This window comes from Streptomyces albospinus (assembly GCF_014648695.1).
Lineage (GTDB): Bacteria > Actinomycetota > Actinomycetes > Streptomycetales > Streptomycetaceae > Streptomyces > Streptomyces albospinus.
In genome coordinates, this window is record NZ_BMRP01000003.1 from 218,902 (window position 1) to 231,684 (window position 12,783).

At 72.3% G+C, this 12,783-nt stretch carries 12 protein-coding genes and 1 tRNA gene; 4 read left to right on the top strand and 9 right to left on the bottom strand.

Going from position 1 to position 12,783, the window contains the following annotated elements; genetic code table 11:
- Positions 1 to 39: 39 nt before the first annotated feature.
- From IEZ17_RS06520 to IEZ17_RS06530, 3 genes are all read right to left on the bottom strand, one after another.
- Positions 40 to 234 (bottom strand): ferredoxin, encoded by a 195-nt coding sequence (locus IEZ17_RS06520; RefSeq protein WP_189297331.1) that lies wholly within the window; start codon positions 232 to 234, stop codon positions 40 to 42.
- Between the two features lie 65 nt (positions 235 to 299).
- Complete coding sequence (locus IEZ17_RS06525; RefSeq protein WP_189297333.1) at positions 300 to 1,574, bottom strand: cytochrome P450; 1,275 nt, start codon at positions 1,572 to 1,574, stop codon at positions 300 to 302.
- A 233-nt stretch (positions 1,575 to 1,807) separates the two neighbouring features.
- The gene (locus IEZ17_RS06530) at positions 1,808 to 2,428 is read right to left on the bottom strand and encodes a TetR/AcrR family transcriptional regulator (protein WP_189297335.1); all 621 of its coding nucleotides are present in this window, start codon (positions 2,426 to 2,428) and stop codon (positions 1,808 to 1,810) included.
- 596 nt (positions 2,429 to 3,024) lie between these two features.
- Between IEZ17_RS06530 and IEZ17_RS06535 the strand changes: the two genes are divergently transcribed.
- The gene (locus IEZ17_RS06535) at positions 3,025 to 3,213 is read left to right on the top strand and encodes a hypothetical protein (RefSeq protein WP_189297337.1); all 189 of its coding nucleotides are present in this window, start codon (positions 3,025 to 3,027) and stop codon (positions 3,211 to 3,213) included.
- A 112-nt stretch (positions 3,214 to 3,325) separates the two neighbouring features.
- Here IEZ17_RS06535 and IEZ17_RS06540 read toward each other — a convergent pair.
- A tRNA-Asp gene (locus IEZ17_RS06540) sits at positions 3,326 to 3,397 on the bottom strand.
- 772 nt (positions 3,398 to 4,169) lie between these two features.
- Positions 4,170 to 5,429: a CapA family protein gene (locus IEZ17_RS06545; RefSeq protein ID WP_189297339.1), complete on the bottom strand. Its 1,260-nt coding sequence runs from the start codon at positions 5,427 to 5,429 to the stop codon at positions 4,170 to 4,172.
- A 158-nt stretch (positions 5,430 to 5,587) separates the two neighbouring features.
- Between IEZ17_RS06545 and IEZ17_RS06550 the strand changes: the two genes are divergently transcribed.
- Both IEZ17_RS06550 and IEZ17_RS06555 read left to right on the top strand, forming a co-directional pair.
- Positions 5,588 to 6,544 carry an aminoglycoside phosphotransferase family protein gene (locus tag IEZ17_RS06550; protein ID WP_189297340.1) on the top strand — a complete coding sequence of 319 codons (957 nt, stop codon included), beginning with the start codon at positions 5,588 to 5,590 and terminating at the stop codon, positions 6,542 to 6,544.
- Between the two features lie 59 nt (positions 6,545 to 6,603).
- Positions 6,604 to 7,395: an alpha/beta fold hydrolase gene (locus tag IEZ17_RS06555; protein WP_229851957.1), complete on the top strand. Its 792-nt coding sequence runs from the start codon at positions 6,604 to 6,606 to the stop codon at positions 7,393 to 7,395.
- Here IEZ17_RS06555 and IEZ17_RS06560 read toward each other — a convergent pair.
- The 3 genes from IEZ17_RS06560 to IEZ17_RS06570 all read right to left on the bottom strand — a co-directional run bounded on the left by IEZ17_RS06560 (position 7,373) and on the right by IEZ17_RS06570 (position 9,446).
- Positions 7,373 to 7,711: a hypothetical protein gene (locus tag IEZ17_RS06560; RefSeq protein ID WP_189297709.1), complete on the bottom strand. Its 339-nt coding sequence runs from the start codon at positions 7,709 to 7,711 to the stop codon at positions 7,373 to 7,375. The genes IEZ17_RS06555 and IEZ17_RS06560 overlap by 23 nt on opposite strands.
- Positions 7,712 to 7,738: 27 nt before the next feature.
- The gene (locus IEZ17_RS06565) at positions 7,739 to 8,083 is read right to left on the bottom strand and encodes a DUF1330 domain-containing protein (protein WP_189297342.1); all 345 of its coding nucleotides are present in this window, start codon (positions 8,081 to 8,083) and stop codon (positions 7,739 to 7,741) included.
- Between the two features lie 220 nt (positions 8,084 to 8,303).
- Entirely contained in the window at positions 8,304 to 9,446 is a 1,143-nt protein-coding gene (locus IEZ17_RS06570; RefSeq protein WP_189297344.1) for a glycoside hydrolase family 88 protein, read from the bottom strand.
- A 402-nt stretch (positions 9,447 to 9,848) separates the two neighbouring features.
- On the opposite strand from IEZ17_RS06570, the gene IEZ17_RS06575 reads away from it, so the two are divergent.
- Entirely contained in the window at positions 9,849 to 10,691 is an 843-nt protein-coding gene (locus tag IEZ17_RS06575) for a nitroreductase/quinone reductase family protein (protein WP_189297346.1), read from the top strand.
- A 25-nt stretch (positions 10,692 to 10,716) separates the two neighbouring features.
- Here the strand turns inward: IEZ17_RS06575 and IEZ17_RS06580 are convergent, their stop codons facing one another.
- Positions 10,717 to 12,279 carry an AMP-binding protein gene (locus IEZ17_RS06580; RefSeq protein WP_189297348.1) on the bottom strand — a complete coding sequence of 521 codons (1,563 nt, stop codon included), beginning with the start codon at positions 12,277 to 12,279 and terminating at the stop codon, positions 10,717 to 10,719.
- Positions 12,280 to 12,783: the final 504 nt, after the last annotated feature.

The window sequence follows — 12,783 nt, forward strand, 5'->3', positions numbered from 1 at the left end:
CGGCCGCCGAGGCGCCGACGACGGCGATCGGCCGGGCGCTCACTCGTGCACCTCGATGACCGCGGCGGGGCAGATGGCGGCGGCCTCGCGGACCGCGGCGTGCTGGTCGGCGGCCGGCTCGGCGTCGAGGAGCACGACCACACCGTCCTCGTCACGCTGGTCGAAGACCTCGGGGGCGACCAGTACGCACTGGCCGGCGGCGCAGCATTTGTCGGCGTCAAGGGTGATCTTCATGGCAGGAGCTCCGTAGGGATCGTCAGGGGTCGCAAGCGGTCGGGGTAACGGTGCCTGGTGCCGTTTCACCAGGTCACCGGCAGTGCATGGCATCCGTGGATCGCCATGTCGGTGCGGAACGGGATCTCCTCGACCGGCACCGCGGGCCGCATCGCCGGGAAGCGGCGCAGCAGCGTGGCGATGACGACCTGGAGTTCGACGCGGGCCAGCGCCTGGCCGAGGCACTGGTGGATGCCGTAGCCGAAGGCGACGTGGTGCTGGGCGTTGGGCCGGCGGATGTCGAGGCGGTCGGCGTCGGCGAAGACGCTCTCGTCGCGGTTGCCGGACGGCACGGCCGCCACGACGCCCTCGCCGGCCCGGATGAGGTGCCCGTCGATCTCGACGTCGACGGTGGCGACCCGGCGCGGCCCGTTGCGGATGATGCTGTGGAAGCGCAGCAGCTCTTCGACGGCGCCGCGGATCAGCGCGGGGTCCCGGCGCAGCTGCTCGGCGGTCGCGCGGTCCCGCATCAGGGTCAGCGCGCTGAGCCCGATCATGTTGGCGGTGGTCTCGTGCCCGGCGATGAGGAGCAGGGCGGCGAAGGCGGCGACCTCGTCGTGGGTGATCTCGCCGGTCTGCCGCTGTTCGATGATCAGCCGGCCGAGGATGTCGTCGCCCGGATCCGCTTCCTTGGCGGTGACCAACTGGTCGAGGTAGTCGCGGAGTTCGATCCGCGCGGCCTCGCGCTCGGCGTCGGTGACGGTCCGCGAGAGCAGGGTGCCGGTGAGCCGCTGGAAGATCTCGTGGTCGTCGTACGGCACGCCCAGCAGCAGGCTGATGACCAGCGACGGCACCGGCAGCGCCAGCGCCTCGACGAGATCGGCGGTACGCCCTTCGGCCCGCTCCATCGCGTCGCACAGCTCGTCGGTGATCCGCTGGATCTCCGGGCGCAGCGCCTCGACGCGCTTGACCATGAATTCGCGGGTGACCATCCGGCGCAGCCGGGTGTGCTCGGGCGGGTCCCTGCGGATGAAGCCGCGGTTCTCGGTGCTGGCACCGCCGGTCATCCCGCTGAGCGGATAGCCGTGGAGGGTGGTGTCGGAGCTGAAGCGGGTGTCGCCGAGGATCGCCCGGATGTCGGCGTAGCGGGTCGCGAGCCAGGCCCAACTGCCGTCGGGGAGCGAGATCTTGGAGATCGGCTCCTCGGCGCGCAGGGCACCGAACTCGTCGTGGGGGTCCCCCCGCTCGAGCAGGTTCGAGAGTGGGGGCGGGTCGAACGGGCAGCCGCTGGGCGGCTGGACGGGCAGCGGCGCCGGGGCGGGGGGACGTGCGGTGTCGATGGTGTCGGTGATGTCGGTCATCTCGCTCCTCGCGCGCACACCGGGAGGGACGTGCGCCATGAGTCAAACGTTCGCCTAACAAGCGTAAACTTACATGTGTAATAGCCAGGTAAATGTGCCGGGTCGCGAGCGGGTACACGGGGCCGGAGCGGACCGACACATGGGAAAGCCCCCGGCCGTGGTGAAGCCAGGGGCGGAAAGGGAGCGAGGGAGCAGGAAGGGAAAGGGAAAGGAAAGGGCCGGAGCCGCCCGGGTCAGCGCTCCAGCAGCAGCTGGAGGATCTCGTCCACGAACCGGTCCAGCCGGCGGGTGTCCTTGCGGCTCGGCATGACCTGCCAGATCATCACCCGGCCGTGCACCGCGGACCACAGCAGATACGGCGCCTCGGCGCGCGAGCCGCGCACCTGCCAGCCCGCCTCCTCGCAGGCGGTCAGCGCGTTGTGCCAGCTGCGCACCAGCAGCCCCGCCGGGTGGCCGGCGAGCCGTTCGGGGCCGACCGGGGTCTGCCGGGTCTCGTAGAGCAGCCGGTAGTTCGCCGGGTGCGCGATGGCGTAGCGGCAGTACGCGCGCAGCTGGGCACGCAGCTGGTCCACCGGGTCGTCCGCGTCCGCCTTCGCGGCGGCCTCGGACATGGCGCGCGCCAGCCGCTCGTAATTGACCTCCAGGGTCGCCCAGACCAGCTCGGTCTTGTCGGCGAAGTGCCGGTAGATGCTGGGCGCGGCGACTCCGGCCTCCCGGGCGACCGCACGCAGCGACAGCGCGTCCTCGCTGCCGACCTGCTCCAGGAGGCGCTCGGTGGCCCGCAGCAGTTCCTCCCGCAGGCGCTCGCCCTGTCCGCGCGGGTTACGGGGGCGGACGGCCGCACTCTCGCTCACTGCCCTGCGGTCCTTCCTGGCCTTGCCGACGTGGACCTCCGACGGGGTCCGTGCTCCTTCACCAGGGTTTCACACCGATGCGGCGGACCGTACCCGAGGATCGGCGCGGCCGGAAGCGCGGGCGCCGCCTCACTTGCCCCTCCGCAGCCCGTCGGCACAGGCGGGCGGCGGGCGATCGACGGCGCCCCGGGCGGCCCGCTCCTGCGCCGTCTCCCCGGCGGGCCGGCGGGCCGGCGGCCGGGGCGTGACCGAACCACGCGCTGGGGACAGCTCAAGGATACGGCCTGACCAGCAGAAACACCCCCGCCCCGCGTTCCGGGCGGGATGCGGGACCGGCGGGCAAGGAAGAGGGGCGCGGACGTACGCGCAGGCGCCGGAACCATCACGGCCCGCACCGCCGGGATCATCGTCCGCCGACGTGGTGGCCGTCGCCTCCAGGGCCAGGGCCCGCCCCACGGGTCGAGTGCGGTGCATTCCCTCACTCGTTCGGAGCGGTCCCGGCCCTTCCCGAAATGCCTGATGCGCTCCCTTGAGCAAGCTGAGGTGAAAGGGCTCCGGATGCGGGGCCCGCCCCTCTACGCAGTCCAGGAGGAGACATGGCTGGATCCAGGCTCACCGGGCAGGATGTACAGGCTTGCTGGGAGGAGGTCAAGAAATCCGCCCCCAAGGCCGGCGCCGACCCGAGTCGATCGAGCAGTTCCGGCTCCGAGGCCATGAGCAGCATGCGTGCGGACGAGATGGCCAGGAGCCTGAACGAGAAGCTCGACGCGAAGGAAGGCAGGTAGGGCCTTTCCGTCCGGTGGGTGTCCCGGCATCCGTCGGACAGGAGTCGGATCGCCTTCCCGCCAACCGTCCATGCCGGCCTTCTGAGTCGAACCGCAGGCCCGACGCATCGAAGAGCCCCGGCCGCATGCGAACCGGCACCTCCCGGCCGACAACCGGGCACGATGACTGCTGAGTTACGGGGCCAGGTGCTCAACTCCCGCGCGACATCCCGAAAGAGAACGGGGCGCGCGGGAGGAGCAGGGCGATCGCACGAGTGACTGCCGGGCCGAGTGGACTTCATCGTCACCCGCCGGGACCATGATGTCCGATGGAGATCCAGTGAATGCGGCTTATTCCCGTGTTGCTGTTCCCAGTCCCTCTGTGATGCATGTGATGAGGGAGAGAGCCGTAGGGAAGATCGTCCTCATTGCTCCCTTCGCCACTCCGCGAGTGGTGGGAATGAATGACGTGAACGCCATGGAAGTTTTCGCCACCCGGGAATCGTCGGCCATACCCGCTCTCGCCGCCGGGAGAGTTGTTCCGGCCCTCGCCGGGCTGGGGTGGTTCTATGCCCGACGGGCAGGGAGGTTGCGTGCAGGCAGGTGCCAGGAAGGCGACCGACTGCACCGCCGCGGATGAGGCGGACGAGGAGTGATCAACCGCGCCTGCCGCACCGGTACCGGCCGCTATGGCCAATATGGGTGCTACCGACACAGCGGCAATCATCGACCACGTTCCGGCCTTCTTCGCACACATGCCGACATCCCCCAAGGTGATGAGCAAGTGATCTTCAGGGGTTGTGTTCATTGTTCGTCGTGGCGATTTGATGGCGATGGGGCCGGACGGCCTATGGCGCGCGGGCCGGTCGGGCACTATTCCGTGTTCCGAACGGTCGCCGCTGCCGCAGCCGTGCGCTGAGGCCGGCCCGTGCAGCTGTGCGGGCGACTGCCGGGAATTGCCGTGCTGCCCATGCCGCCTACTTGCCCATGGCCAATCCGGCCTTGCGTGCGCCCCGGCTCAGCACCATGCGCCGGATGCTGCGGCGAAGGGGCTTGAGGTCCCGCCGTCCGGCCTTGATCGCCTTGTTCACGTTGATCACGCGGCCCGCCCTGGCGTCCCACCACAGCGGAACGAATTCGGCCTTGGTGATCTCCCAGCGACCGCCGGCCTCGGCCGGGGGTGTGAAGGTGAACCGAGCGGCGGTGCTCATCGTTCCGAGCCGGTCGTGTGTGGTGCCTCCGATGAGGTCGCCGAGCCCGTAGGCCACCCACGTGCCGCCACTGTGCAGATCGGCCTGTTGCTGCCGGGCGTCCTGCTCACGACCGGCGCCGGTGCCGTTGACCTTCTCGTACGGCTGCGGGGTGTGCGTATGGCTGCCGACGATCAGGTCGATGTCGGGGCGGCCGTCGGTGCGGGCGGCGGCCAGGACGCGGGCGAGCCGGAGCTGCCGGGCGTCGGGGGCGGTCCGGTATTCGGTTCCCCAGTGGGGGCTGACGACCACGATGTCGGCGCCCGCCCGGCGGGCCGCCCGGGCATCCGCGACGATCTTCCGCGCATCGAGCAGGTTGACGGCCCAGGGCTCACCGGCCGGACGCTCCACGCCGTCGGTGCCGTAGGTGTACGAGAGCTGCGCGACCCGCGCGCCGCCCGGAGCCCGGAGCAACGCCGGGCGGGCGGCCTCGGCGGCGCCGCGGGCCGAGCCGGTGTGCCGCAGCCCGACCGTGTCCAGGACGTCCAGGGTGTGCCGCACCCCCGCCACGCCCTGGTCCAGGGCGTGGTTGGAGGCGGTGGCGCAGGAGTCGAAGCCGGTCGCCTTCAGCGCGGTGGCGACCTGCGGCGGGGCCTGGAGCATCGGGTAGCCGGTGAAGGGGCCGTCCAGCGGGCCGAGCGGCGCCGCCAGATGGCACAGCGCCAGACCGGCGCCGTCGATGACCGGCCGCACGTCCCGGAGCATCGGCCGGAAGTCGTATCCGCCGTGCACCGGAGCGTCGTCCTGCGCGGTGCCGAGCGCATCCGGGTGGGCGGGGATGATGTCCCCGGAGGCGACCAGGGTGAACGGCCGGGCGGACGCGGCCGTGGCGGACCGGGCGCCCGCGCGCCGGTGCGGTGCCCCGGCGGCGGACGGCCCGGCGGTGCGGTGCGCCGGGCCGTGCCGCGGGGCGTCGGTCCGACTGCCGCAGCCGGCGGCCAGCGCGGCGAGCAGGACGGCCGCCGCACTCCGTGTGAACACGCTCATGTCCGACAGATATCAGCCGCGTTGTGCCGGAATTTCACCGCGAGCCGTGGTGTCGGCGCTATCCCTCGTACGGCCGTGGAGCCTCCGGCGACGGGATGCCCCGGCGTGCGGTCCGTGCACGGTCCGCGGGCCGCCGCCCGCCCCGTTAGGCTGCCCCGATGGCGCACACCTCGGATGCTCACGACCGCTTTCCCGCCGGGCTGCCGGTGCTGAACGAGATGGGGCGCACCGCGTCGGGGCGAGCGTGGCTCGACCGGCTGCCCGGAATCGTCCGGGAGATCGAGGAGCGCTGGGAACTGCGGCTCGGCGCGCCGGTGCACGGCGGCAGCTGCTCCTGGGTGGCGCCCGCGGAGGGACCCGACGGCGTACCGGCGGTCCTCAAGGTGACCTGGCCGCACCGCGAGGCCGCGGGCGAGGCGCCGGCGCTGCACGCGTGGGGCGGCCGGGGCGCGGTGCGGCTGCACCGCTGGGACCGCGAACGGGGCGCACTGCTGATCGAGCGCTGCACCCCGGGCACCCCGCTCGGAGACGCGCCGCTGCCGCCGGACGGTCAACTCGCCGTCGGCGCCCGCGTCCTGGGCGACATATGGTCCCGACGTGTGCCCGGGGAGGGGCAGTTGGGGACGCCGGAGCGGATGGACGCGGTCTGCGCCGAGTGGGCGGACCTGCTCCAGGAGCGGATGCGGCGGCTGCGGCCCGGCTACGACCCGGGGCTGGTCGCGCTCGGGGCCGACCTGCTGCGCACGCTGCCGACCACGGCCGCCCGCGAGGTCGTGGTGCACGGCGACGCCAACCCGGGCAATGTGCTGGCCGCAACCCGCCTTCCCTGGCTGGCCATCGACCCCAAGCCGATGATCGGCGACCCGGCGTACGACCCCACGCCGCTGCTCCTCCAGATCGACGACCCCTTCGAGCACCCCGACCCCCGGCCGGTGCTCCGCGAACGGTACGCGCTGGTCGGCGAGGCGCTCGGCGAGGATCCGGCGCGGCTGCTCGCCTGGTCGGTGGCGCGCGGCGTGGAGAGCGCGCTGTGGAGCGCGGACCATGACGATGTGGCGGGCGGGGAAGAGGAGTTGGGCGAGGTGCGGGTGCTGGCGGAGCTGGCCGGACTGTGACCTTCCCGGTGCGTGGCGGCCCCGCCACCGGAGCCGCCGCACCCATAGGGTGGGGGAGCATGAACCGTGAACCACTGCATGTGACGGTGTGGGACAGGGCGACACCCGGCGCGCCGCGGGCACTGCTGGTGCACGGCACCTTGAGCTGGGGCACCGAGTGCTTCGCGGGGCAGCGCCCGCTGGCCGAGATGTTCCGTCTGGAGCTGGTGGACCGGCGCGGCTTCGGCGACAGCCCGGACACCGACCGCAGCGACTATGCGGTGGACGCCGAGGATCTCACCCGACTCCTCGGAAACGGCGCCCACTTGGTCGGGCACTCGTACGGTGCGGTGGCCGCGATGCTGGCCGCGTCGGCCCGGCCGGAGGCGGTGCAGTCGCTCGCCCTCATCGAACCCTCGCCGTTGCGCACCGCCGCCGGGCACCCCACCGTGGCGGCGGCACTGGAGCGGATCCGCGCCGCCTTCGAGGGCAGCGCCGGGGCGGCGGAGCCGAGCCCGGAGGAGTTCCTGCGGCGGTCCACCGTGCCGTACGGGCTGCCGATGCCCGAGACCACGCCCCGGAAGCTGCGCGCGGCCCGGTCGGCGATGCGCGAACGGCCCTCGTGGGACGCCCGGATCCCGCTCGGCCCGCTGGCCGGGGCCCAGATGCCGAAGACCGTCGTCAACGGGACGTGGGAGACTGCGCACCCGCGGTACCGCGCGTTCGTCGGCGATGCGCTGGCCGCCTGCGGCGAGTACCTGGCGGAGATGATCGGCGCCCGCCATGTGCGGGTGCCCGGTGCCGGCCATGCCCCGCACCAGGATCAGGCCGAGGCGGTGAACGGCGTCCTCACCCGGCTGTGGCAGAGCTGAGCCGGCGCACCGGGCGCGGGTACGGCCCTGACGCCACGTCGCTACCGAAGTCCTGGACGAGCGCCGCCAGCCCGCCCTCGTCCCCCTTGCCACCCAGGGCGAAGTCCCAGTCACCGCCCGCCCGTTGGCGGACCGAGCGGAGCCCGTCGGCCAGGCAGTCCACGGCGCCGAGCTGCGCCGGACGGAAGGCGCCGAAGGCGTCGCCGGGCACCATGACGGCGGCCAGGAGGATCTTCGCGGGGCGGCCGGTGACCCGGTGCATCCGCGCCGTGGCGCCCTCCGCAGTCGGCGCCTGACACTGGGAACGGCGGCTCATCTCGCGGTACGTCCTCCCCCCGGGGCGTCAGCCGGCCATCGCGGCGCGCATCCGGGCGGCGGTCTCCGCGGGGTCGTAGTCGTCGGGGACGCCCGGCACAAGGATCACATCGCCGGCGATGTGCCGGGTCCGCAGCGGCAGGATCTCCTCGTAGGCGGGCGAGTCGTACCAGGCGCGGGCCTGCGCCATGCCGGGGAAGACGATGACGACGACGGCGCCGGGCCAGCTGCCCTCCCTGATGTCGAGTTCTCCGCCGTGCACGAGGAAGCGCCCGCCGAAGGGGTCGAGGGTCGCCTGGATCGACTCGATGTACGCGCAGATCTCCGGGTTCGGTTCGGCGGGCCGGAAGTGGGCGATGGCGTATGCGGTCATGGGACTCCCTGCCTCTCTGGCCGCCTGTGCGGCGGGCCGGCGGACGCGTTGCTCGCGGTGCTCCGCACGTTTCCAGGAACCGGTCGGCGGGTCGATTACCTCCGGGGTCATCCGCCGGGCCGGGGGCGGCGACGGGGTGTGCCCGCCGGAACCGGTGGTACTTCCCCAGCGGTCACCGCCGGGGCGACCAGTGCGCACCTCAGCCGTCCGGTGCGGCCGTTCAACCGCCCAGCGCGGCCATTTCCGTGCCCGCCAGCAAAAATCCCCCGACGCCGAAATCGGCGGTGGAGGCATAGGTGACCGGCTGGCCCGACTCCGGCCGGTCACCGGCGCTTTGGACATATCCCAGAAAGCCGTCGGGGTGGACCGCGGTGGTCACCATCGCATTCCACGCGCGGGCCGCCACGGACCGGTAGAGGCCGGGCGGGACGAGCCCGGTGCGAACCGCGTACGCCATCCCGAACGTGAAGAAGGCGGTACCGCTGGTCTCCGGTCCGGGCAGCTGCCCGGGGTCGGCCAGGTTCACATTCCAGAACCCGTCCGGTCTCTGCACGGTGCGCAGCACGGCCAGTTGGCCGGCGAACGTACGGCGGTATCCGGCCACCGGCGCGAAGGTGTCCGGCAGCACCGCGAGGACCTTGGCGTGTGCGCCCGCCACCCAGCCGTTCCCGCGCGACCACAGCACCGGCTTGCCGTTCGGGGACGTGATCCCGCCCGGCAGGAACCGCTTGTCGCGGTACCAGAGGCCGGTGCCGCGGTCGCAGAGGCCGGGCCCGCCCTCGGCGCTCTTGGTGTGGGTGTAGAGGGCGTGCATCGCGTCCCAGTAGGAGCGGTCGTCGCGCAGCGCGCCGAGCCGGGCGAACGGCGGCATGGCCATGTGCAGCGCGTCGTCCCACCACCAGTCGTCGTGCCGCTGCGCCGCGGTCGCGGCCATCCGCCGCAGCGACTCCTCGATGGCGGCGATCTTCGCCTCGTCGGGGGCCGGGTCGAGGGCGTACAGGTCGAGGTAGACCTGGCCCGCGCAGTGGTCGTCGGCGTGCCGGGTGGCGACGCCGTTGTGCAGCCCGTACCCGTGCTTCTCGGCCCAGCCGCGCGCATAGGCGAGATAGCGGGGCTCGCGGGTGAGGCGGTGCAGCGCCATCAGCCCGCTGAAGAAGGTGGCGCGCGCCCATCGGTTGTCGCCGGGGTCGGGGTGTGCGCCGATCCAGTGGTCGGCGACCCGGCGCAGTACCGCGACGGTCGCGGCGCGGGCCGGCGGCCGGTGGTCGGGCATCCGGCCGGTCGCGGCGGCGGCCGGACGCGCGGGGAGTGCGGTGCCGGCCGCGAGTGCGGCGCCGGTGGTGAGGAATTGCCGACGTTCCATGAAGACACCCCTCCGGGACTCCCGTATTCATGTACACGAACAGCGTTCTGCCACATGATGGACGGCGAGGACATGGTGGCAGTCAACTCCCGTCGGCGGAAGGGGGAAACCGGGCCCGTCATTGCCTTTACGGAGTGCGCCCATTACCTTTGTCGCCGTGACTACCGGGTCGGCCATGGGCCATGAGCGAGTGAGGCACCCGGTCACTTCGTGACCGCGCGGCGGGTGAGAGACCCGCCCCCCTTCCCCTCGCCTCTGCATTCCGCGCGGATCGCGCGCGTCTTTCCTCCTCCACCACGGGCACAGCCCTGCGCCGCCGTCGGCCGCGCGCTGCCGCGTGGTCAATTCCCCCTGCAATTCACCCTGCCCAAAAGGCATTTCCACCTGGAGACGAACACCCTTATGCCCAACCTCTTCAACCAGCAGGTCATCGACGAGTTCCGCGCCAACCGCGGACGGGTCGGCGGCCCCTTCGAGGGCGGCCGGCTGATCCTGCTGACCACCACCGGTGCCCGCTCCGGCGCCCGGCACACCACCCCGGTGGCCTACCTCCCCGACGGCGGGGAGCGCATCCTCGTCATCGCCTCGGCCGGTGGCGCACCGCACCACCCCGACTGGTTCCACAACCTTCTCGCGCACCCTCGTGTCACGGTCGAGGACGGTGTCTTCACCTACGAAGCCGAGGCCGTCGTCCTGCAAGGCGAGGAACGCGACCGGGTCTTCGCCCGCGCCGCCGAGGCCAACCCCGGGTGGGCCGCGTACCAGGAGAACACCTCCCGCGTCCTGCCCGTGGTCGCGCTGACCTCGGTCGAGACGGGACCGCCGAACTTCGGCGGGGCGTCGCCCGGCGAGGCCATCACCGTCCTGCACGACGCCTTCCGCCGGGAACTCGCCCTGATCCGACGGGAGGTGGCCGACTCGGGCCCGGTGCTGGCCGCCCAGCTGCGCGTCAACTGCCTGACGATCTGCCAGGGGCTGCACAACCACCACGCCGGCGAGGACCGTGCGATGTTCCCGTTCCTCCGCGACCGGTGGCCCGAACTCGCCCCCGCCCTCGACCGGTTGGACGAGGAGCACCGGAAGATCGCGGCGCTCCTGGACGAACTCAAGCAGGTGATCTCCGGCACGGGCGCCGGCCCCGGGCAGCTGCTCGCCGAGGTCGACCGGCTGACCGACGCCCTGGAGGCCCATCTGACCTACGAGGAGGAGCAGTTGATACCGGTCCTGGACGCGATGGCCCCCTGAGCGGCGGGCGACGGGCACCGCGCGCTCAGATCAGGCCGCCGTGCCCGGCCCAATAGGGTTCCCGCAGCTGCCGCTTGAAGAGTTTTCCGGACTCGTCGCGCGGCAGCAGCTCCTCGAACACCACGGCCCTGGGCACCTTGTACCCGGCGAGCCGCTCCGCGACATGGGCGCGTACCGCCGCGGCGCTGAGCCGCACGCCGGGCTCGGTCTGGAGATGGGCGGCCAGGACCTCGCCGAACTCCTCGTCGGGTATGCCGAACACCGCCACGTCCCGCACCCCCTCCAGCGACAGCAGACATCCTTCGATCTCCGCCGGATAGATGTTGACGCCGCCGGAGATGACCATGTCGTTGCGCCGGTCGCTGAGATAGAGGTAGCCGTCCTCGTCGAGATGCCCGATGTCTCCGATGGTGACGTACCCGGGCAGGCCCGGCGTCTCCATCGTGGCGCGCTTGTCCGGGTCGCCGAGGTAGGTGAACCGGGGCCAGGTGTCGGAGGGTTTGAGGTAGATCTCGCCGGTGGAGCCGGTCGGCACCGGCTCCCCGGCGCGATCGAGGACGGCGACGCCGCAGGTGCCCTCGGCGCGGCCGACGGTGCCGGGGTGGGCAAGCCACTCGGCGCTGTCGCACCAGGTCACCGCGCCGGTCTCGCTGCCGCCGTAGTACTCCCGCAGAACCGGCCCCAGCCAGTCGATCATGGCGTGTTTGACATGCGGCGGGCAGGGCGCGGCGGCGTGCACGACGGAGGTGAGCGCGGACACGTCGTAGCGCTCGCGGACGTCCTTGGGCAGCCGCAGCAGCCGTACGAACATGGTGGGCACCATCTGCACCTGCTGGATGCGGTGCCGCTCGACCAGCCGCAGGAACTCCTCCGCGTCGAAGCGCGGCATCAGCGTGATGTCCAGCCCGGCGGCGAGCGCGAGCACCGCGTGCTGGCTGGGGGACGCGTGGTAGAGCGGGGCGGGGATCAGCGTACGGCCGCCGGGCGCGACGGCGAAGTACTCCAGAAACGTCTCCACCGCCTCGGCGAGCCGGTCCTGGCCGACCGGTTCGCGGAGAACTCCCTTGGGGCGTCCGGTCGTTCCGGAGCTGTAGATGACGGTGGGCGGCCTCTCGTCGGCGGGCTGCGCCAGCGGTTGATACTCCGTCAGCCAGTCGTCCAGAAGCGGGTGCCGGCCGGTGGGGTTCGGGGCGGCGATGCCGCAGGCGGTCGCGACACCGGGCGGCACGGCGACCTCGATGATCCGTACGCCGTCGGGGAGTACGGCGGTCACCGCCGGCAGAAGATCGGTGTGGACGAAGACCACCTTGCTCCCGCTGTCGGTGAGCACATGCCGGAGATCGTCCTGCTTGAAGTGCCAGTTGACGGGGACCGCGGAGGCGCCGAGCTGGGCGGCGGCGGCCGTGATCTCCAGATGGGCGGGCTCGTTGCGCAGCACGACGGCGATCCGGTCGCCCGGGGCAACTCCCGCCGCGCGCAGGCCGGTTGCGATCCGTCCGGCGCGGTCGAGGAATTCCGGATAGCCGCGTTCATGTCCCGCGGAACGGATGGCGGGGGCGCCGGCGGCGGAGCGGTCGGCGGCTTCCATGGTGCCTCCATCGAGTGCGGCCGGACCGGTGCACTCACCGGTCCGGCCCATTGAACAGCCAACTCCGGCAGCCCACCAGAGTGCCCTGCGCCATCCCGTTGCCGCCCACGTAGCCGTCTTCCCCGCCGCGGGGGAGCAGGTGAGCTTTCCCCGCCTTCGGCGGGAGCGGGAGAGGCTGGTGGAACGGTTTCCGCCTTCGGCGGAGAGAGTGTTCGGGGCGGGGCCCCGGCTGGGTGGTGGGTACCGGGTGTGGGGCCTCCGGGGTGGGTGTGCGGACTGCTTCGCTTTACGCTCCGCTGCGCTCCGCCTTTGCTCTTCATCGAGCCCTTGGAAGCAGAGCCCGCACACCCACCCCTCCAGCCCCACACCCTCCCGCCGGACTCCCGGGTCCCCACCCCTGGGGGAGAAGAGGAGACCCTGGGTGCTCACGCCCAACCCGCGCTTCCGCTCCCGGGTTCACCACAACGGCCCGAATATCCTGATCCCCCACCGGGCGGGGGCGCC

What these genes read in the sequence shown, in the direction of transcription:
- IEZ17_RS06520 (WP_189297331.1), bottom strand. Translation starts at nt 234, where the DNA reads ATGAAGATCACCCTTGACGCCGACAAATGCTGCGCCGCCGGCCAGTGC.
- IEZ17_RS06525 (WP_189297333.1), bottom strand. Translation starts at nt 1,574, where the DNA reads ATGACCGACATCACCGACACCATCGACACCGCACGTCCCCCCGCCCCG.
- IEZ17_RS06535 (WP_189297337.1), top strand. Translation starts at nt 3,025, where the DNA reads ATGGCTGGATCCAGGCTCACCGGGCAGGATGTACAGGCTTGCTGGGAG.
- IEZ17_RS06545 (WP_189297339.1), bottom strand. Translation starts at nt 5,429, where the DNA reads ATGAGCGTGTTCACACGGAGTGCGGCGGCCGTCCTGCTCGCCGCGCTG.
- IEZ17_RS06550 (WP_189297340.1), top strand. Translation starts at nt 5,588, where the DNA reads ATGGCGCACACCTCGGATGCTCACGACCGCTTTCCCGCCGGGCTGCCG.
- IEZ17_RS06555 (WP_229851957.1), top strand. Translation starts at nt 6,604, where the DNA reads ATGAACCGTGAACCACTGCATGTGACGGTGTGGGACAGGGCGACACCC.
- IEZ17_RS06560 (WP_189297709.1), bottom strand. Translation starts at nt 7,711, where the DNA reads ATGAGCCGCCGTTCCCAGTGTCAGGCGCCGACTGCGGAGGGCGCCACG.
- IEZ17_RS06565 (WP_189297342.1), bottom strand. Translation starts at nt 8,083, where the DNA reads ATGACCGCATACGCCATCGCCCACTTCCGGCCCGCCGAACCGAACCCG.
- IEZ17_RS06570 (WP_189297344.1), bottom strand. Translation starts at nt 9,446, where the DNA reads ATGGAACGTCGGCAATTCCTCACCACCGGCGCCGCACTCGCGGCCGGC.
- IEZ17_RS06575 (WP_189297346.1), top strand. Translation starts at nt 9,849, where the DNA reads ATGCCCAACCTCTTCAACCAGCAGGTCATCGACGAGTTCCGCGCCAAC.
- IEZ17_RS06580 (WP_189297348.1), bottom strand. Translation starts at nt 12,279, where the DNA reads ATGGAAGCCGCCGACCGCTCCGCCGCCGGCGCCCCCGCCATCCGTTCC.